This is a genomic window from Pseudomonas sp. DF11 (assembly GCF_058148565.1).
Window position 1 is genome coordinate 46115 of sequence record NZ_JBYVYN010000016.1, and the last position, 20009, is coordinate 66123.

The window sequence follows — 20009 nt, forward strand, 5'->3', positions numbered from 1 at the left end:
CTGGATCTTCGGCCCAGCCCGGAACCAATGTGGGAGCGAGCCTGCTCGCGATGACGGCAGCGCAATCAACATCACTGCCAGCTGCTCACCGCTATCGCGAGCAAGCCCTCTCCCACAGGGCATTGGCGGTGAGTCTGGATCTTCAGCCCAGCCCGGAACCAATGTGGGAGCGAGCCTGCTCGCGATGACGGCAGCGCAATCAACATCACTGCCAGCTGCCCCACCACTATCGCGAGCAAGCCCTCTCCCACAGGGCATTGGCGGTGAGTCTGGATCTTCGGCCCAGCCCGGAACCAATGTGGGAGCGAGCCTGCTCGCGATGACGGCAGCGCAATCAACATCACTGCCAGCTGCTCACCGCTATCGCGAGCAAGCCCTCTCCCACAGGACATTGGCGCTTACTTGAACATCACTTGCACATTTCCCATCGCCTCATCGGCAAACCCTTGCAGGAAATCCCTGAACCCCGACAGCGTATGAGCATCGGTGTGGTCGGCGATGATGGTCCAGGTGGCGCGGCAGCGGTTGTCTGTCAGGGGCTCGACGCGCATGGCCGCCCACAGGTTGTCGATGCCCAGGGTGTTGTAGATCAGCGTCCAGGTCATGTGCATGGCCTGGTCGTCACGGCTGTTGAGCTGTTCCACCACCAGGTTCTGCCCGTCGCGGAAGAACTTCTTGCGCAGGGACCTCACGCCGTCGCCAGTCATTTCGATGCGTTCCAGTGCCGGGATGAATTGATCGAATCCGCCAAAATTACCCACTATTTCCCAGACGCTCGCCGCATCGCGTGGCACCTCCACCGAGGTTTCGACGTGGCAGGCATGGGGGTTCTTGATCAGGGTGTCGGGTTGCAATGCACTCATGGTCTTGCTCCTTGCTTTGGGTTGGGTGGTTCAAATGAAGTCGATGGCCTTGAGGTAGTCGGCGCCGCGACGCAGCAGGGCCGGGGACTTTTCCGGGTAGCGGGCACCCATCTGCCGTACACCGGCGCGGGCGTTGTCGTGGCTGATCAGTGAGATGTCGCCGATGTCTTCCTCGAAGCCGTTGAGGTAGAAACCCAGCACGCCAAACAACGCGTTGTCGGCATCGACTCGCGCCAGTTGCCGTTGCCACTCGGCGACGCTCACCAGGGAAAACTCCCGGCCGCTGTCGCGGAACGACGCCACATAAGCGTCCCAGCTCAACGGCTCGGGATTGTGCAGGTTGAACACCGCTTGCGTCGGCTGGTAGCGGCTGGCGTGGAAGGCGATGAAGCGGGCCAGGAAGTCCACCGGCATCAGGTCGAAATTGAGGGAGAGGTCCGGCACCTGGCCGAGCTGGATCGAGCCCTTGAGCATCAGCATCAAGCGATTCTTGTGGGGCTGGCAGACCCCGGTCAGGCTGTTGAAGCTGATGTTGCCGGGGCGGAACAGATTGACCCAAACCCCGCGATCCCGAGCGCGCTGCAGGATCCGTTCGCCGACCCATTTGGACAGGTTGTAGCCGTTCTTGATGTAGATCGGCGGAGTCTTGGCGGCGGGCTGTTCCAGCACCTGGCCGTCGGCATCCAGGGCACTGGACGCCGAAAGCGTGGAGACGAAATTGAAGATCTTCTTGCTGCGCCCCTCACACAAGCGCAGGCATTCGAAGATCGGCTCCACGTTGTCCCGCGCCAGGGACTCGTAGTCGAGCACATGGTTGACGTGGGCCGCGTTGTGCACCAGCGCACCGAAGGTACTGTCGATGCGCGCGTAGACGTCGTCCGGCAGACCCAGTTGCGGCTGGGTGATGTCGGCGGCATATACGCTGACGCGGGCCAGGTCCAGGTGAGTCAGGTGATTGTCCTGAAGCGCCTGGGAGAAGCGCTCGGCCGCGCTTTGTTCAGCGCTGGCGCGCACCAGGCACGCGACTTCGGTCGCGCCCCAGGCCAGCAGCGCTTCGACGATGTGCACCCCGAGAAAGCTGTTGGCGCCGGTCACCACAACCTTATGCACATCGCCGCACTGGCTGATGGGCAACGGGTCGAGGTTGAGCTCGGCTTCGGCGTCGATGAAGGCCTGGGGGCTGAGGGTCGATGCGCTGTTTTGTTCAGGGTCGTCTAGCAACTTCGCCAAGGTCATCAGCGTCGGCGCCTCAATGAAGCGATTGATCGACAGGCTGCGACCGAACGTCTGGCGGATACTCAGCAGCAGCCGCGACAGCAGGATCGAGTGTCCGCCCAGGTTGAAGAAGCTTTCGTCGGTGGCGATGTCTTCGACCGGCAGCTCCAGCAACTCGGCCCACAGTTGCTGCAGTTGCGTCTCCAGGGCGTTCTGCGGCTGGCGCCGCTGGCCGTCGACGTGCACCTGCACCGCCATGGCGAGCAATGCCCGACGATCGACCTTGCCGTTGCTGGTGTATGGCAGGCTGGGTAACTCGACGTAGGCCGTCGGGTGCATGTAGCTGGGCAAGCTGTTCTGCACATGCTCGCGTAGCGCCTGGAGAGCAGCGCCGGGTCGCGCTTGCTCGGGATGCACCAGGAACGCCAGGATCCGCCGCCGTTCATCGACCCCCACCGCCACCTGGCGAAACAACTGGCTATCGCGCAGGCAATGTTCGATTTCCTCGGGTTCGACCCGAAAGCCGCGGATCTTCACCTGGTTATCCCGCCGCCCGCTCAGCTCAATGCCGCTGTCGGTCCACTGGCCGATATCGCCTGTGCGATAGACCCGCAGCGTTTCCCCGGTGGGCAGCGCCAGGTCGAGATAGCGGTTCGCGGTCAGCGCTGGATCGTTCAGATAACCCAGGCCGACACCTGGCCCGGCGATGTACAGCTCACCCGGCGTGCCTTGCGGTACGGGTTGCAGTTGTTCGTCCAGGATCAGCACCCGGCCATTGGCGATGGGCACGCCGAGGTTGCGGTTGTTGTCGCCGACGCCGAACTGCCGGGTGGTGGCCAGGACCGTGGTTTCGGTCGGCCCGTAGATGTTGTGGAACTTGCATTGCGGTGCCAGCTGTTCAATCACGAACGGCTCGCAGACATCGCCACCGGTGATCAGGTGCGTCAGGCCCAGCGGTGCATCGAGGGGCATGACGCTCAGCAGCGCAGGCGGCAGAAAGGCGTGGCTGATGTGCTGCTGGTGAATCAACGCGACCAATTGCTGCGGATCGCGGCGTTGGTCTTCGCTGGGTACCACCAGCAGGGCGCCGTGGATGAAAGTCGGCAGGATATCCAGCAGCGAGGCGTCAAAGTTGATGGTGGAAAACTGCAACGCCCGGCTGTCGCGCTGCAACCCGACGTAGTCGCCGTACCAGGCACAGAAATGGCTGAGGTTGTGGTGGCTGAGCAACACGCCCTTGGGCTGGCCGGTGGTGCCGGAGGTGTAGATCGCCACGGCCGGTTCGTCGCTGTCGACCCTGCGGCGGATCAGCGAAGCGGGGATGCCCGGCTTGGGTGCTGGCAGTTGATGGACATTCAGCGTGGGCAACGAGAGCTCGCCCAGGTCGCTGTCGCCGTCGTGCAGCAGCAGGTCCGCCTGGGCATTCTCCAGGATAAAGCGTCGACGTTGCGCCGGGTGCTGTGGGTCCAGCGGCAGATACACCGCCCCACAGCCCAGCACTGCCAGGATCGCCGCGTACAACTGCGCGGACTTGGGCAGGCACACGCCGATCACCTTGTGGGAGGAAGGCCTGTGGGAGGAAGGCTTGCCCCCGATGAACGATGACGCGGTTTGTTTGAGAGCATCGGTGTCTTCATCGCGGGCAAGCCTTGCTCCCACAGGTTCTCCAACAGCTCTTTTCTCATGTTCTGCTCGTTGCAGTATTTCCAGCATCGGCTGCTGCAACCTCAACGCCAGGCGCCGCAAGGATTTGTAGTCGATGAGTTGTCCATCGACCCACAGGGCCGGTTGCGTCGCGTCATCGAGCATGCGCTGTTCGATGCTGTGCATCACCGGCACCTCGGCGGCGGCCAGCAGCCAGGGTACCGGCGGCCGATTGAGGCCGTGCTCGAACGCCAGCGGTTCCAGCGCATCGAGCCCGAGCAAGGGGTGGTCGATAGCGTCAGCGTGTGCCGTCGGCCAGTGATCGAAGCAGGTTTGATCCCGTGATAACTGGCTGACCAGTCGTGCGCCAGTCTCGACCAGCGTCGCCAGGGTACGCAGGCGCAACGATTGGCCATTGCCGTCATGTTGCGGCGCGATCACTTCCTGGCACAACAGCCGTTGCGCAGCGTCACGAAATACCAACACCGGTTGCGGTAATGCCTGCCCGGGCATGACCTGCAACGCCACGCGCACTTGAAGGCATGTGCGGGCTTGGGTGTTGCACGTCACCGTACCGTCGTCGATCGACAGGTCGACCGCGCCGTGCTCGGCCGGCGATTGCCGACCCACCACACCGTGGCCATGCAGCTCCAGTTCCCGGGCCAGTTCGGCCATGGCCTGGCTTGTGCCAGGCACTGCAATTTCGAGGCGTCTCATCGAAAGGTCCTCATGGGGTCAGGTAATCAGCGAAGGCGTCGCGTACGCAGGGGGACGCGAGCATCGAGCTGCCGCGGAAAAAGCGCGTGATGTTGCCCACCAACGGGTGAAAACGATTGATGGGATATGCCAGTGCACTGGCGTCTTCACGCAGTGACTGGCGCACCGATTCGTCGACGGGCAGGTGCGCGATCAGCTCGAAGTCGAACGCTTGCTGCAGGTCGCTCGCCAGGTATTGGGCGACGAAACCGGGCATCAATCGGGCAATCGCCTCCTGGTCTTCCTCGGGGGCGGTGCGCCAATAGATCTGCACCAGTCGGGTCCAGAAACCGGAGTGCCGTCCCTCGTCGAGCAAGTGATCGGCCATCAGCCCCTTGATCGAGGCCTTGACCGAGTCGTCCCGGGCGAAGGCGGCCACTTCGTTGGTCACGGTGTTCTCGGCAATGGCGATGCAGATCAGCTCCACGGCGCTGAGCAAATGTTCCGGTGCCCGGGCCAGGGTCGCGGGTATGGCGCGGCTGAGTTCGATCTGCGAGGGCAATGGGATCGGTTCGATGCCGGTCATGTCGATGGTCTGCTGCATGAAATCCATCGCCACCAGCGCGTGATAATCCTCGTCCACCACCACGGTCATCGCGTCATAACGGCAGGCGAACGGGAACTCGATGCCGAAGCTGTTCTTGGCGATGCGCCGGGCGGTGTGGTCCACCAGTTCCGTCTCGAAAATCACCACGTCGTTGATGAACTTGTAGAGGCTCTGCACCAGTACAAAGTCGCGCAACTGCGGGCAATGGCTGAGAAAGGTCTGGCTGTGCACCAGTGGCTGGCGACTCATGGGGAAGATCAGCTTGTCGTCGTCTTCCACCCGACGCCGTGGTCGAGTGCGGATGGTGGCGCGGCTTTCCCAGGCGTCGGCGAAGGATTGGTATTCGACGGCGTTCATGGCGTCACCTGTGCAACCGGTTGGGCCATGCTCTGGCGCAGGCCATCCCACAGGGCCGCGCGGCTATGGACGGCGGCGAGGGCGGCGGCCAATACCTCGGTTTCACGTTGCGGGTCGCCGTCGATCAGCCGGGCCAACAGTTTTTCCGCTGCCGGGCCATGGTCCTCGGAGTCGACTTCGATGTGCCGTTGCAGGTAGTAGCGAAACGTCGGTGCCTGATCCAGGCCAATGCCCCAGGCGTCCAACATGCGCTGGAACATCTGCGGGATGACACTCTCACGTCCATGCACGAACGCGGCGGCTACGCTGTGGGCCGGGGCATGCAGGGCGGTGTGCAGGGTCTGGCGGACGAAACGTGCCGCCGCCGGTTCTACTTCGACACTCTCCAGCGCCGTCTCGGGGCTGACGCCTTCCTGCTGCAGGGTGATGAATTGTTCGATGGCGCGGGTATCGGCACCGACCTCGCGCATGGCATCCAGGTACAGTTCGAAATGGCTGCAATAGCCTGCGCCTGGGCGGTCATCCGATTCCTCGCCCAAGACAATTTCGTTGATCAGGCGTGCTGCGTGCGGGTCTGCCGGCGGCAGCCAGGGCAGGTGCACGCAGGTCAGCTCCCGTTGCAGCCGTTTGGTCAGTGACATGAAGTCCCACACGGCAAACACATGGCTTTCCATAAAGCGGCGTAACAGATCGATTGATGTTATTTCGGAAAAAACCGGATGTTGGCCAAGTTCGTGTTTTTTCAGAGATAGTTGTTCTTTGGTTGGCTGCATTGGAACGTCCTCATCAATGATGTTGTGTCCGGAAAGTTGCCCGTTGTTTATCAAGGCGAACAGGCGCCTGGACCGGAATCCATGAATTACCCAAGTAGTTTAAGTGTTTGCCTTTAATGCGCGTCGCCAGCCTGTAACGCTTGATTCTGAAGCGTTGGCCGAAAACGGAAGCGGTCGATAACAATTCGACGAATAAAAAACTAATACACAAAACAAGTGAGCGGCAAGATTTTTTTTAATTATTTGAAGTGGCAAGTTTATTGGGCGCGAAGTGGTCTGTTAAAACTTTTAATATAAGTTTTATTTGGGCGAAGAAGCTCCTTCCGATTTAGGGGTATCAGAATCGAATAGTTCGAGTGAATGCCTCACTCGGAGCACTTCAGGGATCAGGGAATTAAGAAGTTTGTGATTTAAGGGAGGGACACCGGTCGGACAGCCGATCATCCCGCCAGTGGGCGACGCTCCTTGCGTATTGGCTTCGATTCGTCTGGTTTCAGCCAGGCGTTGACTTCTTCAGGTCTGTTTTGAATCGACAAGCGCAAGAGTGAGCCCAAATCGATGGCAGTGCCATTGAACTGATGGGACGACGAGTCGCGGCCACGGCCAGGCCGTGCCGCGCAGGCGACAAGTGAGTCGGAAGGATATGTAAGAAGTTTTTACGCCGGCCGGAGCGGCCGGCGTGGAGTCAAGGGTTCGACGACTGTTCCAGGTACCGGCGCATGGTGACAGAGGCTTTTTCCAGGTGCAGTTCCAGCAATACGATGGCCTTGTCGATGTCCTTGGCACGCGCGGCGTCGAGCAGCGCGCGATGATCGTCCTGGCTCAACTTGCCCAGCCCCATGGATGACAGGTGAAAGCGCAGGAAGCGCTCTTCTTCATTGAGCTCGCGCTCGATCAGGTCCAGCAGCTTGCTGTTGGGGGCCTTGTGATAAAGCGACATGTGGAACAGCCGGTTGAGCTTGCCGATCTCGGCGTGATCGGTTTCTGTTTCCAGCTGTTCGATGTACTGGGCGGCCAGTGCCAGGTCGCTGTCATCGAGCAGCGGGATGGACAGGCGCAAGGCGAAAGCTTCCAGGACTGAACGCAGGGCGTAGGTTTCTACCGCATTGTTGGTAATCAATGGCGCCACTACGGCACCCTTGTGCTGGACCACATTGAGCAGTGACTGCGCCTCCAGCTGGCGCAATGCCTCGCGTACCGGCATGCGGCTCACGCCGAACAGGTCGGCCAGTTCCTGCTGGCGCAGGGCGGTGCCGCAAGGCAGGCGGCCATCGAGGATGGCCTCGCGCAGAGACTCTTCGATGATCGAACGTGCCCGGTCAGCCGGGATAGGCCCGTTGACCTGGATAGTGCTAAGCGGTTTGGGCTTCTGTGTCACGACAACACCTGACTGGTAGTAACGAAATTGGATCCAAGCCAACATTAGTTACAGATTGCCAAGCCGTCAAAATATCGCGGCCCCAATTCCTGAACTAAAGTTTAGTCTGCCTGCGGTGATTGCACCCTGCCATTGTCTTTTAGTGGGCCAGGCTTCACCATCCAACGAATTTCCAACGGCCCTTTTCGGACGTATTCCCTTGGCTGCACCTTTCCCTGTTCTCAGGTCCTTGCGCTGGCTGTGCTCGGCATTGCTGCTGGCCGGCCTGATGCTGGGTGGTCTACGGGCTGACTGGGACTTTGCGCAGATCAGCCGACGGGCGCAAGCGTTATATGGCCCCTTGGGCGAAGGGCAGCAACGGATCGACGCGTGGCAGCAACTGTTGGCGACGCAGAAACAGATCCCGGAACTGGAACAGCTCAAGGTGGTGAACCTGTTCTTCAACAAACAGGTGCGCTACGTGGAAGACATCGACCTGTGGCGCGAGGTCGACTACTGGGAAACCCCGATCCAGGCCTTGTGGAAGGGCGCTGGCGACTGTGAGGACTACGCCATCGCCAAGTACTTCAGCCTGCGTCATCTCGGGGTGTCCAGTGACAAGCTGCGCATCACCTACGTCAAGGCCTTGCGGCAGAACCGTGCGCACATGGTGCTCACCTATTACGCCACGCCCGAGGCGATGCCGCTGGTCCTCGACAGCCTGATCGACGGCATCCTGCCGGCCAGCCAGCGAACCGACTTGCTCCCGGTCTACTCTTTCAATGCCGAAGGATTGTGGCTGCCGGGCGCCAAGGGCAACAAGAAAGTGGGTGACACCAAGCGCCTGTCCCGGTGGCAGGATGTGTTGAAAAAAATGCAGGCCGAAGGTTTTCCGGTCGAGACGACTAACTAGGAGCGCGCGCTCAGATGTCCTTGTTCAAACAGCTGTTGATCGCTATCTGTCTGTTCCTGGTGGTTGCCTTCAGCGGCAGCTTCATGGTCAGCCTGGAGAGCTCGCGGGCCCAGTACGTCAACCAGTTGCGCTCCCACGCCCAGGACGCGGCCACGGCGCTGGCACTGTCGTTGACGCCGAACATCGACGACCCGGCGATGGTGGAGCTGATGGTCAGCTCGATCTTCGACAGCGGCTACTACGCGACCATCCGCGTGGTCGACGTGGCCACCGACAAGACCCTGGTCGAGCGCACCGGCACGCCGGACGCCGGCAGCGTGCCGCAATGGTTCGTCAAACTCATCGGCCTGGAACCGGCCGGCGGCGATGCCATTGTCAGTCGCGGCTGGGAGCAGGCGGCGCGGGTCGAAGTGGTCAGCCACCCGATGTTCGCCCTCGCCAAGCTGTGGCAGAGCGCGTTGGGCAGCTTGGGCTGGCTTTTGCTGTGTGGCGCCGTGAGCGCGGTGCTGGGGGCCTTGCTGCTGCGTCGCCAGCTCAAGCCGCTGGACTACATGGTGCATCAGTCCCATGCCATCGCTCGACGCGAGTTCCTGAGCCTGCCGGAGTTGCCGCGCACGCCTGAACTGCGCCGTGTGGTGCAGGCGATGAACCAGATGGTCGAGAAGCTCAAGGCGCTGTTCCAGGAACAGGCCGAGCGCAGTGAGAAGCTGCGGATCGAGTCCTATCAGGACAACCTCACGGGCCTGGCCAACCGGCGCTATTTCGAAATGCAGCTCAATGTCCGGGTGAGCAACCCGGAGCAGGCCAGTTCCGGTTATCTGCTGTTGCTGCGGGTCAAGGACCTGGCCGGTTTGAACCAACGGCTGGGCGGGCAGCGCACCGATCAGTTGCTTAAAGCGGTTGGCGAACAATTGCTGCGTGAGTGCGCGCGGTATCCGGAAACCCACAACCTGGTGACGCGCATCCGTGGCGGGGAGTTCGCTGTGCTGGCGCCGGGCCTGGTGCGTGAAGAAGCGCTGCAATTGGCGCAGAACCTCGAAGCCGCGTTGGCGAGCTTGCATGCCACCGGTGCGACAGATGTGGCGTCGGTGGCCTCCATCGGGCTGGCGCCATTCGTCCATGGCGACTCGCCGCAAGCGGTGCTCCAGCTCGGCGACCAGGCCCTGGCCCAGGCCGAAAGCCAGGGCGAACCGGGCTGGGCCTGCCTTGAACACAGTGCGGTGGCCAGCGTCGGTGATGATCACCATGCCTGGCACACTTTGCTCGACCAGGCCTTGAACCATCAACGCTTCGAGCTGTACTTCCAGCCGGTGGTGGCTGCCCAGGACACCCAGGTGGTACTGCATTACAAAGTGCTGTCGCGGTTGTTGGACGAGCAGGGGCAGACGATTCCCGCCGGGCGGTTCCTGCCGTGGTTGGAACGCTTTGGCTGGACCGCGCGCCTGGACCGCTTGATGCTCGAACAGGTGCTTGAGCAAATGGCCGGACATGAGCAATCCCTGGCGTTGAACCTGTCTTCGGCGACCTTGGCCGATCCGCAGGCGCTGAACAAGGTCTTTGAAATTCTGCGGGCGCATTCCAACCTCGGGGAGCGCCTGACCCTGGAGATTGGTGAAGAGCAACTGCCGGAGCAAGCTGTCCTGGAGCAGTTGACCCGGCATCTGCGCGAGCTTGGCTTCTCTCTGAGCCTGCAGCGTTTTGGTGGGCGGTTCAGCATGATCGGCAACTTGTCGCGCCTGGGGTTGGCTTATCTGAAGATCGATGGCAGTTATATCCGTGCCATTGATCAGGAGAGTGACAAGCGTCTGTTCATTGAAGCGATCCAGCGTGCGGCTCACAGTATTGACCTGCCGTTGATTGCCGAGCGGGTTGAGACGGAGGGGGAGTTGGCGGTGATTCGGGAGATGGGGTTGTTTGGGGTGCAGGGGCAGTTGGTTGGGGAGCCTCGGCGGTGGGGGTGAGGCTTTGTTGACGAGGCGGCCTGGTAGCCGGCCTGTGCTTTTTGAACGAGTACATATCCATTGCAGCGGTAACGGCCACTGGCGGTTACGCCCTTACGGCGTGTCACTTTTGGCAAACGCCCCAAAAGTAACCAAAAGGTCTTGCCCCACCACTCGGTGCCTCGCCTAGGCTCGGCATGCCCTCACTCCGGCATTGCTCCGTGGGCCCGCCGCGAAGGACCATCCATGGTCCAGCGCGGCTATCCCGGCATCCATGCCGGGATGCCCACTCCACAATACCTGCGTTCGGCCAGCGTGGTTAACGGGGGCCCAGATCAAAAGCCGAAGCGAGGCGGCCTGACAGCCGGCCTGGCTCTCCCGGTCGTACTCCGATCCCATTGTGGGAGCGAGCCTGCTCGCGAAGGCGGCCTGACAGCCGGCCTGGCTCTCCCGGCCGTACTCCGATCCCATTGTGGGAGCGAGCCTGCTCGCGAAGGCGGCCTGACAGCCGGCCTGGTTCTCCGGCCATACCCCGGTCCAACTGTGGGCGAGCTTGCTCGCGATGCGGAGGGTCAGTTTGTGGTGATGTTGGATACCCACAGGGTTTTTGGGAGCGGCACAGTCCTGTGGCGAGGGGATTTATCCCCGCTGGGCTGCGCAGCAGCCCTAAAGCAATGAACTCAGCCTTCCTGGCACACCGAGTTGCTTGGTTTGGGGGCCGCTGCGCAGCCCAGCGGGGATAAATCCCCTCGCCACAAAAGCTTCCCAGCCATCACGGCACAGATTGATCAACGGTAAACGCTGTGGGAGATTCTATGTTGCAGGCTCGCCCCCACAGGAGAAACGCGGTCTCCATCAAGAACCAGGTCGGCTATAAGGCCGCCTCGCGGTGGACGTAGATTTTGGCGCCCCGTTAACCACGATGGCCGAACGCAGGCATTGCGCAGTGGGCACCTCGGCATGGATGCCGAGGTAGCCGCGCTGGGCCATGGATGGCCCTTCGCGGCGGCCCACGGAGCAATGCCGGAGTGAGGGCACACCGAGCCTTAGCGAGGTGCCGAGTGGTGGGGCAAAAGCGTTTTGCTTACTTTTGCGCTTCTCAAAAGTGAGCCGCCGTCAGGGCGGAACCGTAAGTAGCCGTTACCGCAGAAACGGATATACACCCCCTCTAAAAGTCAGGTCCTAGGAGATTTCCTTCGAGTTGTAGCGAACTTGGAGAACTTGTCCGGCGTCTGTCCCGTGGCTAGTCTGGATTTGTCACTGAAAAAAACGGTGACACTGGCGTGCAAGCCGGTTAAAAGACGACGCGCAAGCGCTTTATGGCGGTTGTGCGTGGGAGATTTCTTCGCGAGGAGGAGTCTGCCGGGGTTCCGTCTGCCCGGTCTTGCACACCTGCGTACAACTGCCACCTCATTTGCGTGCAAGCGAAGGGTGTCGGTTCCACTTCTACAGATGGAGCTTCACGACATGTTCAAGGTCACACCAAATCCGCCAGAAAACCCTGGCAACGCCTCCGAAAAAACCTCTAAATCCAAAAAACTCGACGAAGCCGCCCAACGCGCCCTCGACTACTACCTCAATCCCAAACCAACCGATGAAGCCTCGGGAAAACCCCAAACCGCCCAGCTCTTCATGGTCTCCCCGGACATCGACACCGAAACCCTCCTGGCCAATGCCTCCGAAGACTTGCTGTCCATCAGCGCCATCGCCGCCGACCTGGCGGATGACGTCGACGGCTCGCGCCGCAGCGTGATCCTGGCAATCAGCCGAATGGCCGATGGGGTGCATCTGTTGGTGGAGCGGGCGATGGATCGGCTTGAAGTGCAAGCGTCGAGCTGACAGGCCTGCGGTGGATTGACGATTGCCATCGCGAACAAGAGATCTGTTGGCGAATGGAAAATTGCGCCCTGGCACAAATCCAATGTGGGAGCGGGCTTGCTCGCGAAGGGGGCGGCACAGTCAACATCATCGACATCTGACCCACCGCTTTCGCGAGCAAGCCCGCTCCCACATAAGAACTGTGTGACGGCAATATCTGCGACTTACCCCTCCCCCTGTGGGAGCGAGCCTGCTCGCGATGAGGGCAGCCCTGACACCGATGAAACCAGGCCTAGATCAACCCCTTCTCATCATCATCGATCAACCGGCTCAACCCGCCCAATGCTTCCCGGGCCTGGGTGCGGTCCATCAGTTTGGCCTGGGCCGCCGGTGGCAGGTCGGTGACGCGGATCACGCCTTTGCTGGTCAGCACCTGGATCAAGTCGTCGAGTACCCGGATCATCTCCAGGTCGCTCTGCTTGAGCTGCTTGAGGCTGTTTTCCACCGCCTGGTTGGCGAACCAGTCCTGGATCTCGTGGTTGTCGGCCGGCAAGGTCTCGGTGGCTTCGGTGTAGGCGGTGGCTTCTACGCGCACCAGCAGGCCTTGTGCATCACGTTGCACGTAAAACATCGGGCATCCCTCATGTATGAAGCGGCGTCATGCTGGGCAGCATAGGCCAACTGTGGGGGAGTATGGAGGGTGAAGACGAAATCGTCATCCAGGGAGCAACCGTGCACGACCGCCCTGTGAAGGGCGGCCGTGAGGGCCTGGTCAGCTGTTGTTGTGATCGACCTTGATGGTCGGGTCACTGCCGGCGATCAACGTGTTCAGGTTGATATTCGACCAGTTGTTGCCTTCGAGCTTGATCGTCACATCCGGTGTGGCCGCTGCGCCATTGGCCGCGTTGAACTGGCCGGTGGTGCTGACTTGCAGCGAGGACACGCCATCGACTGTGCTGATTTTCAGGAAGTGGTCGATGGTGCTGCCGGTTTCGCCCTGCAGCAGATCTCGCAGGTCGATCCGATCGCCTTCGCTGGCCTTGAAGTCCTTGATCACGTCAGTGCCGGTATCGCCGGACTTCCAGACAAAGGTATCGCCTCCCAGGCCACCGATCAGGGTGTCGTTGCCCTGGCCGCCGATCAGAGTGTCGTTACCCGTGCCACCCAGCAGGATGTCATTGCCCTTGCCACCGTCGAGCGTGTCGTTGCCGCCCTGGCCGAAAATGATGTCGTTGCCGGCGCCGCCCAGCAGGGTGTCATTGCCATCGTGGGCACCGGACACATCGAACGCGGTGTAGTGTTCGGTGATGTACTGGTGCACGTTGCTGGTGGTGACCTTGCTGACGTCCACGCCGCTCTGTTGGGCCACGAACGCCTGGATGGCCTGGTAGCCCTCGCCAGCAATGCCGTTGAAGCTCACCAGGTCGCCGAACAGGATGTCATTGCCTTCGCCGCCGTTGACCGTATCGGCGCCCGGCAGGGTCGCTTCGGTGTGGCCGATGATCGAGTTCGCCAGGTCTTTCGGGTCGATGTTGGTCTGCGGTTTTGCATCCGAGTCGTATGGCTTGAGATCGGCCAGGGTCACATCGCTGTTAAGGCCGATGGCTTCCACGCCAGACAGCGAACTCAGGAGTGCGAAGGCACTCAGGGAGTTGCTGGTCGTGCTCGAGTCGGTGCTGTTGCCGGTACCGTCGCGATACGACAGCTCATAGGTGCCGTCACCCTGGGCATGCAAGGTGCCCAGCGCTTCGTCGCTCCAGTAGCCGCCCCAGGTTTTTTTCCAGGTTTGCAGCGTGACATTGCCAGACTCGTCGACCTTCACGCGGTGTGTGCTGTCCAGGTCGGCGCTGAACGTCTGGCCCAGTTTGTAGTTGGTCGTGGTAATCAGGCTGTCGAGCTTCACGTCGCCGTAAAGGGTCGGGTTGGTCTGTTCGCCAGACTGATAGAAGGTCGGCTGGCCGTCAGTGATGAAGTAAGTCAGGTTCTTCGCCCCGGTGTTGCTCAAGGCTTCAGTGCTCTTGAACCAGTTGGCCGTGGTCTTGAATACGTCCTCGTAGTTGGTGCCGCCGCCGGACGCCATTGAGTCCAGCACGCCCTTGAGCAGCGCCAGTGCGTTCGGGTCCTTGAGGTTGACCGAAACGGTCTTGTTCACTTGCCTGTCGAAGTCCGCCAGGAAGATGTTCACCGTGCCCGAGTTGCTACCCATGCTTTGCTTGAGAGTGTTGAACACCGACGTCAGCGAGGTCTTGGCTGCGGAAAGCGACGAATCGCTCATGCTGCCGGAGCTGTCGACCATGAAGGCAATGTTGTAATTGACGCCCGGCACCACGGTCAGGCCGCCGATGTCGGCGACCACAATGTCGTTGCCGTCGGTGCCGGTGACGTTGTCGCTGCCAGACGTGGCGGTGACGGCGTTGTAGGTCGCCGGGTACACCGTGACAGGGATCTGCGCCGTGCTCACCGCCGAGCCGCCGAGGGCTTCGGTGGACGTCGACGTCACGGTCAGGTTGAACTGGCCGTTGTAGTAGGTCGGCGGTGTCAGAGTCAGGCTACCCAGGTTCCAGCCGGTGACCGAAGCTTCGCCATTGCTGCCCACGGTCGCGGTATGGCCTGCGCCGTCGCTCAGTACACTGCCTTCCGGGATGCCGCCGATCTTCACGCTCAGGCTTTCGGAACCGTCGGTGTCGGTCAGGGCGGTGGTGATCTTCGACAGGTGCACGCTGGTGCCTTCGGCGCCCTCGTTGAGCTTGTAACCGTCGTAGTAGCCTTCGCCGTTGGTGCCGTGCAGGTCGGAGACGGTCACGCCAGCATTTACCAGGTCGGTCACGCCGGTGTAGAGCGGTACGCCGGCACCGTTCAGGTCGACCGGTGTGCTGCCGTTGACCGACAGGTTCACGTCATAGCTGCCCGGGCCGGTCTGGTTGTGGTGGTAGATGTCCAGGGTGTAGTAGCCGCTGGTGGTCGGTGTGAACGAACCGTTCAACTGGCCGCCCGCGCCCCAGGTCGTTGCCGCCACGGTTTTGCCGCCGATGGTGACCAGCAGGCTGTCATCGCCCGTGCCGCTGAAGGTGTAGGTCTTGCCGGCTTCGAGGAAGATCAGGCCCGAGGTTTTCGACGCGGTGCCCGGGTTAACGTTGCTGTCGGACTGCACGTTGGTCACGGTGCTGGTGCTGTTCGGCGTGCCGGCGGCATCGATCACCGATTTAAGGGTGCCGGACGGCGCGCCGCTGCCATCGGTGCCCAGGCCCGACAGGCCGGTCCAGACTTCCTTGATCAAGCCGGTGGAGGTCACGTTGTTACCGGCCACGTTGAGGGTCGGTGCGTCGGCGACCGGGGTGATGTCGATCTTCACGGTGCTGGTATTGCCCAGCGCCTGGCCGTCGGTGGGCTGGAAGCTGATTTGCGCGTAATCGGCCTTTTGATCGCCCACACCGGCCGGGTTGCCGTTGGCGCCGGATTCGTTGGCATCGGGGGTGAAGCGCAGCTTGCCAGCGTCGATGTCAGCCTTGGTGAAGGTCTGGTTGTTGGCCACGTCCTTCCAGGTGGCGCCGTCCAGGTACTGCAACTTGCCGTCGCTCGGCAGCCCGGTGATTTTTACGCCCTGGCTGGCGGCGGCGCTGTCCACATCGCTGATGCCGAACGTCGACCAGCCGAGGACCAGCGAAGTGTCTTCGGTACCGGTCACGGCGCCGCCAGTGGCAACCGGCGCATCGTTGACCCCGACCACGTTCACCGTAGTGGTGGCGGTGTTGGAGTAGTTGCTGCCATCGGTCACCGTCACGGTGATGATGCGCGGTACGGTGCTCGGGTCTTCACTGTTGTTGATGAAGCTGATGTTCTTGATCTGCTGCATGTAGTCGGCCAGCGTCGCATTGCCCGACAGCGTCAGCGTGACCGTGCCGTTGGTGCTGTTGGCGTTGATGCTGATGCCGTTGACGCTGTTGCCCAGGTTCAGCGCATCGCCGGGCTGACGGTTGGTCAGCACGATGGTGGCGCCGGTCAGCATGGTGCTGTCCGGGTCGGTGATTTTCAGGTCGGTGTCGGCGATGGACACGCCCGGGCCAGCGGTGCCTTCGGTGAAGGTCACCTGGTAATCGGCCCCAGTCTTGCCGCTGGAGTTGTTGGCGTCCAGGTCGAGGACCGGTGGCGCATCGTTGTCGATGATCGAGGTGCTGACGCTGCCATTGGTACCGCTGACCGCCAGGTGCTCGAAGTTGCCACCGGTGGCCGAGTCGATCTTGACCACGAAGTTTTCAGTGCCTTCGGTGATCTTGTCGTCCAGCGTCGCCACATTGAAGGTCGCGCTGGTGGCGTTGGCCGGGATCTTCACGGTGTAGACGCCGGTGAAGTCCGTGCCGTCGACGGCAGTGCCGCTGTAGACAATCTTGACTGTCACCTCGGTTTGCGCCGGGTTCGTCAGGCTGACGGTGTACGTGGCCGCTTGGCCTTCAGTGACCGACGAGCTGCCGGTGATGCTGACGGTGGTGTTGTCGACGGTGTCGGTGACGGTGGTCACCGCTGGCGTGGTGCTTGGGACCAGGTTCTCGAAGTTGCCCCCCGTGGCGGTCTTGATGGTTGCCGCGACGCTACCGGCGTCTTGGTAGACGTCGTCCTTCGGTGCATCGACGATAACGGTGCCGGTGGTCTTGCCAGCGTCGATGGTGATGACCGCACCATTGCTCAGGGTTACGGTGACGGGGGTGCCGGCGGCGTTGGTCAGAGTGGCGGTGTAGGTGATCTGGCCGCCCTCGGCGACCGTACCGGTGGCGCTCAGGCTCAGGCCAGTCGTGTCCTGCGTGTCGGTCACCGACGTGTCAGCCGGTTTGCCATCGATAGCGAGTTTTTCGTAGTTGCCACCCTTGGCGTCGTCGATCTTGACGCTCAAGTGGTTGCCGCCAGCGAGGGCGTCGTTTGGCGTGACGAAGTTTACCGAGCCAGAGCTTGCGCCTACCGGGATGGTGATGGTCTGGCCGTTGCTCAACGTCACGACGAGTGGGGCGTCGGTGACTGGAGCATTCACCGACGCGGTGTAAACGACGGTGCCACCTTCAACTGCAGTCGGTGTCGCAGTGAGCGAGACGGTGCTGGTGTCGATGGTGTCGGTGACGTCGGTCACCGCAGGCGTGGTGCTTGGGACCAGGTGCTCGAAGTTACCGCCGGTGGCGTGATCAATGCTGACTTCAACCTTGCTGGCGTCTTTGTAGACATCGTCTTTCGGCGCATCGACGGTGACGGTGCCAGTGGTGGCGCCGGCTGCGATGTTGATAACTGCACCGTTGCTCAGGGTCACGGTGACGGGTGTGCCAGCGGCGTTGGTCAGGGTTGCGGTGTAAACGATCGAGCCGCCTTCGGCGACAGTGTCGGTCGCGCTCAACGTCAGGCCGGTTGTGTCCTGAGTATCCGTGACGGTGGTGTCAGCCGGTTTGCCGTCAATGGCAAGATTTTCATAGTTGCCACCCTTGGCGTCGTCAATCTTGACGCTCAGGTTATCGCCGCCAGCGAGGGCGTCGTTTGGCGTGACGAAGTTTACCGAGCCGGAGCTTGCGCCTACCGGGATGGTGATGGTCTGGCCGTTGCTCAACGTCACGACGAGAGGGGCGTCGGTGACTGGCGCATTCACCGACGCGGTGTAAACGACAGTGCCGCCTTCAGCCACAGTAGACGTAGCGGTGAGCGAGACAGTGCTGGTGTCGATGGTATCGGTGACGTCGGTCACGGCTGGCGTGGTGCTTGGGACCAAGTGCTCGAAGTTGCCGCCAGTGGCTTTGTCGATGCTGACTTCAACTTTGCCGGCATCTTTGTAGACATCATCTTTCGGTGCGTCGACGGTGACGGTGCCGGTGGTGGCGCCAGCGGCGATGTTGATGACGGCACCGTTGCTCAAGGTCACGGTGACTGGCGTGCCGGCGGCGTTGGTCAGGGTTGCGGTGTAAACGATCGAGCCGCCTTCGGCGACGGTGTCGGTCGCGCTCAACGTCAGGCCGGTTGTGTCCTGGGTATCCGTGACGGTTGTGTCAGCCGGTTTACCGTCAATGGCAAGGTTTTCATAGTTGCCACCCTTGGCATCATCAATCTTGACGCTCAGGTTATCGCCGCCAGCGAGGGCGTCGTTTGGCGTGACGAAATTTACCGAACCGCTGCTGGCGCCAACCGGGATGGTGATGGTTTGACCATTCGATAGGGTAACAACCAACGGAGCATCGGTGACTGGTGCGTTGACCGACGCGGTGTAAACGACAGTGCCGCCTTCAGCGACAGTCGAAGTCGCGCTCAGGCTGACCGTCGAAGTGTCGATGGTGTCGGTCACGTTGGTCACGGCTGGCGTGGTGCTTGGGACCAGGTGCTCGAAGTTGCCGCCAGTGGCCTTGTCGATGCTGACTTCAACTTTGCCGGCATCTTTGTAGACGTCGTCTTTCGGCGCGTCGACGGTGACGGTGCCAGTGGTGGCGCCTGCCGCGATGTTGATGACGGCGCCGTTGCTCAGGGTCACGGTGACGGGGGTGCCAGCGGCGTTGGTCAGGGTTGCGGTGTAAACGATCGAGCCGCCTTCGGCGACGGTGTCGGTCGCCGACAGGGACAGGCCGGTAGTGTCCTGAACGTCAGTGACTGAGGTTTCAACCGGGGTTTTATCTGCAACCAGGTTTTCGTAGTTGCCACCTTTAGCGTCGTCGATCTTGACGCTCAGGTGGTTGCCGCCAGCGAGGGCGTCGTTTGGCGTGACGAAGTTTACCGAGCCGGAGCTTGCGCCTACCGGGATGGTGATGGTTTGACCATTCGATAGGGTAACAACCAACGGAGCATCGGTGACTGGAGCATTCACCGACGCGGTGTAAACGACAGTGCCGCCTTCAGCCACAGTCGACGTGGCCGTCAGGCTGACCGTCGAAGTGTCGATGGTGTCGGTCACGTTGGTCACGGCTGGCGTGGTGCTTGGGACCAAGTGCTCGAAGTTGCCGCCAGTGGCCTTGTCGATGCTGACTTCAACCTTGCCGGCGTCTTTATAGACGTCGTCTTTCGGCGCGTCGACGGTGACGGTGCCAGTGGTGGCGCCAGCGGCGATGTTGATGACGGCGCCGTTGCTCAAGGTCACGGTGACGGGTGTGCCAGCGGCGTTGGTCAGGGTTGCGGTGTAAACGATCGAGCCGCCTTCGGCGACGGTGTCGGTCGCGCTCAACGTCAGGCCGGTTGTGTCCTGGGTATCCGTGACGGTGGTGTCAGCCGGTTTGCCATCTATGGCAAGGTTTTCGTAGTTGCCGCCTTTGGCGTCGTCAATCTTGACGCTCAGGTTATCGCCGCCAGCGAGGGCGTCGTTTGGCGTGACGAAGTTTACCGAGCCAGAGCTTGCGCCAACCGGGATGGTAATGGTCTGGCCGTTGCTCAACGTCACGACGAGTGGGGCGTCGGTGACTGGCGCATTCACCGACGCGGTGTAAACGACAGTGCCGCCTTCAGCCACAGTAGACGTAGCGGTGAGCGAGACAGTGCTGGTGTCGATGGTATCGGTGACGTCGGTCACCGCAGGCGTGGTGCTTGGGACCAGGTGCTCGAAGTTGCCGCCAGTGGCCTTGTCGATGCTGACTTCAACCTTGCCGGCATCTTTGTAGACATCGTCTTTCGGCGCATCGACGGTGACGGTGCCAGTGGTGGCGCCTGCTGCGATGTTGATGACTGCACCGTTGCTCAGGGTCACGGTGACTGGCGAGCCGGCGGCGTTGGTCAGGGTCGCGGTGTAAACGATCGAGCCGCCTTCGGTGATGGTGTCACTGGCGGTCAGCGTCAGGCCGGTAGTGTCAGTAGAGTCGGTGATCGTGGTGACCGCAGGCGTG

9 protein-coding genes and 1 pseudogene are annotated in these 20009 nt (G+C 61.5%); 3 read left to right on the top strand and 7 right to left on the bottom strand.

The window, feature by feature from the left end; translation table 11 throughout:
- Window positions 1-398: 398 nt before the first annotated feature.
- The 5 genes from AC30D9_RS28725 to AC30D9_RS28745 form a co-directional block, all read right to left on the bottom strand.
- Complete coding sequence (locus tag AC30D9_RS28725; protein WP_490145332.1) at window positions 399-863, bottom strand: SRPBCC family protein; 465 nt, start codon at window positions 861-863, stop codon at window positions 399-401.
- A gap of 30 nt (window positions 864-893) precedes the next feature.
- Window positions 894-4439, bottom strand: coding sequence for an amino acid adenylation domain-containing protein (locus tag AC30D9_RS28730; RefSeq protein ID WP_490145333.1), 3546 nt, complete (start codon window positions 4437-4439; stop codon window positions 894-896).
- A gap of 10 nt (window positions 4440-4449) precedes the next feature.
- Window positions 4450-5382: a diiron oxygenase gene (locus AC30D9_RS28735; protein ID WP_490145334.1), complete on the bottom strand. Its 933-nt coding sequence runs from the start codon at window positions 5380-5382 to the stop codon at window positions 4450-4452.
- The gene (locus AC30D9_RS28740; protein ID WP_134922350.1) at window positions 5379-6155 is read right to left on the bottom strand and encodes a DUF3050 domain-containing protein; all 777 of its coding nucleotides are present in this window, start codon (window positions 6153-6155) and stop codon (window positions 5379-5381) included. The genes AC30D9_RS28735 and AC30D9_RS28740 overlap by 4 nt, the downstream gene beginning before the upstream one ends.
- A gap of 685 nt (window positions 6156-6840) precedes the next feature.
- Window positions 6841-7533 carry a GntR family transcriptional regulator gene (locus AC30D9_RS28745; protein ID WP_134922351.1) on the bottom strand — a complete coding sequence of 231 codons (693 nt, stop codon included), beginning with the start codon at window positions 7531-7533 and terminating at the stop codon, window positions 6841-6843.
- Window positions 7534-7801: 268 nt separating this feature from the next.
- Between AC30D9_RS28745 and lapG the strand changes: the two genes are divergently transcribed.
- The 3 genes from lapG (at window position 7802) to AC30D9_RS28760 (ending at window position 12204) form a co-directional block, all read left to right on the top strand.
- The gene (gene lapG / locus AC30D9_RS28750; RefSeq protein ID WP_370873791.1) at window positions 7802-8425 is read left to right on the top strand and encodes a cysteine protease LapG; all 624 of its coding nucleotides are present in this window, start codon (window positions 7802-7804) and stop codon (window positions 8423-8425) included.
- 14 nt (window positions 8426-8439) lie between these two features.
- Entirely contained in the window at window positions 8440-10386 is a 1947-nt protein-coding gene (lapD, locus tag AC30D9_RS28755; protein WP_490145335.1) for a cyclic di-GMP receptor LapD, read from the top strand.
- A gap of 1446 nt (window positions 10387-11832) precedes the next feature.
- The gene (locus AC30D9_RS28760) at window positions 11833-12204 is read left to right on the top strand and encodes a DUF6124 family protein (protein WP_307576624.1); all 372 of its coding nucleotides are present in this window, start codon (window positions 11833-11835) and stop codon (window positions 12202-12204) included.
- Between the two features lie 271 nt (window positions 12205-12475).
- Here AC30D9_RS28760 and AC30D9_RS28765 read toward each other — a convergent pair whose 3' ends face one another.
- Together AC30D9_RS28765 and AC30D9_RS28770 are read right to left on the bottom strand one after the other, a co-directional pair.
- Window positions 12476-12814, bottom strand: coding sequence for a tryptophan synthase subunit beta (locus AC30D9_RS28765; RefSeq protein ID WP_307576622.1), 339 nt, complete (start codon window positions 12812-12814; stop codon window positions 12476-12478).
- 141 nt (window positions 12815-12955) lie between these two features.
- A pseudogene (locus tag AC30D9_RS28770) lies at window positions 12956-20009 on the bottom strand (LapA family giant adhesin); the annotation flags it as partial.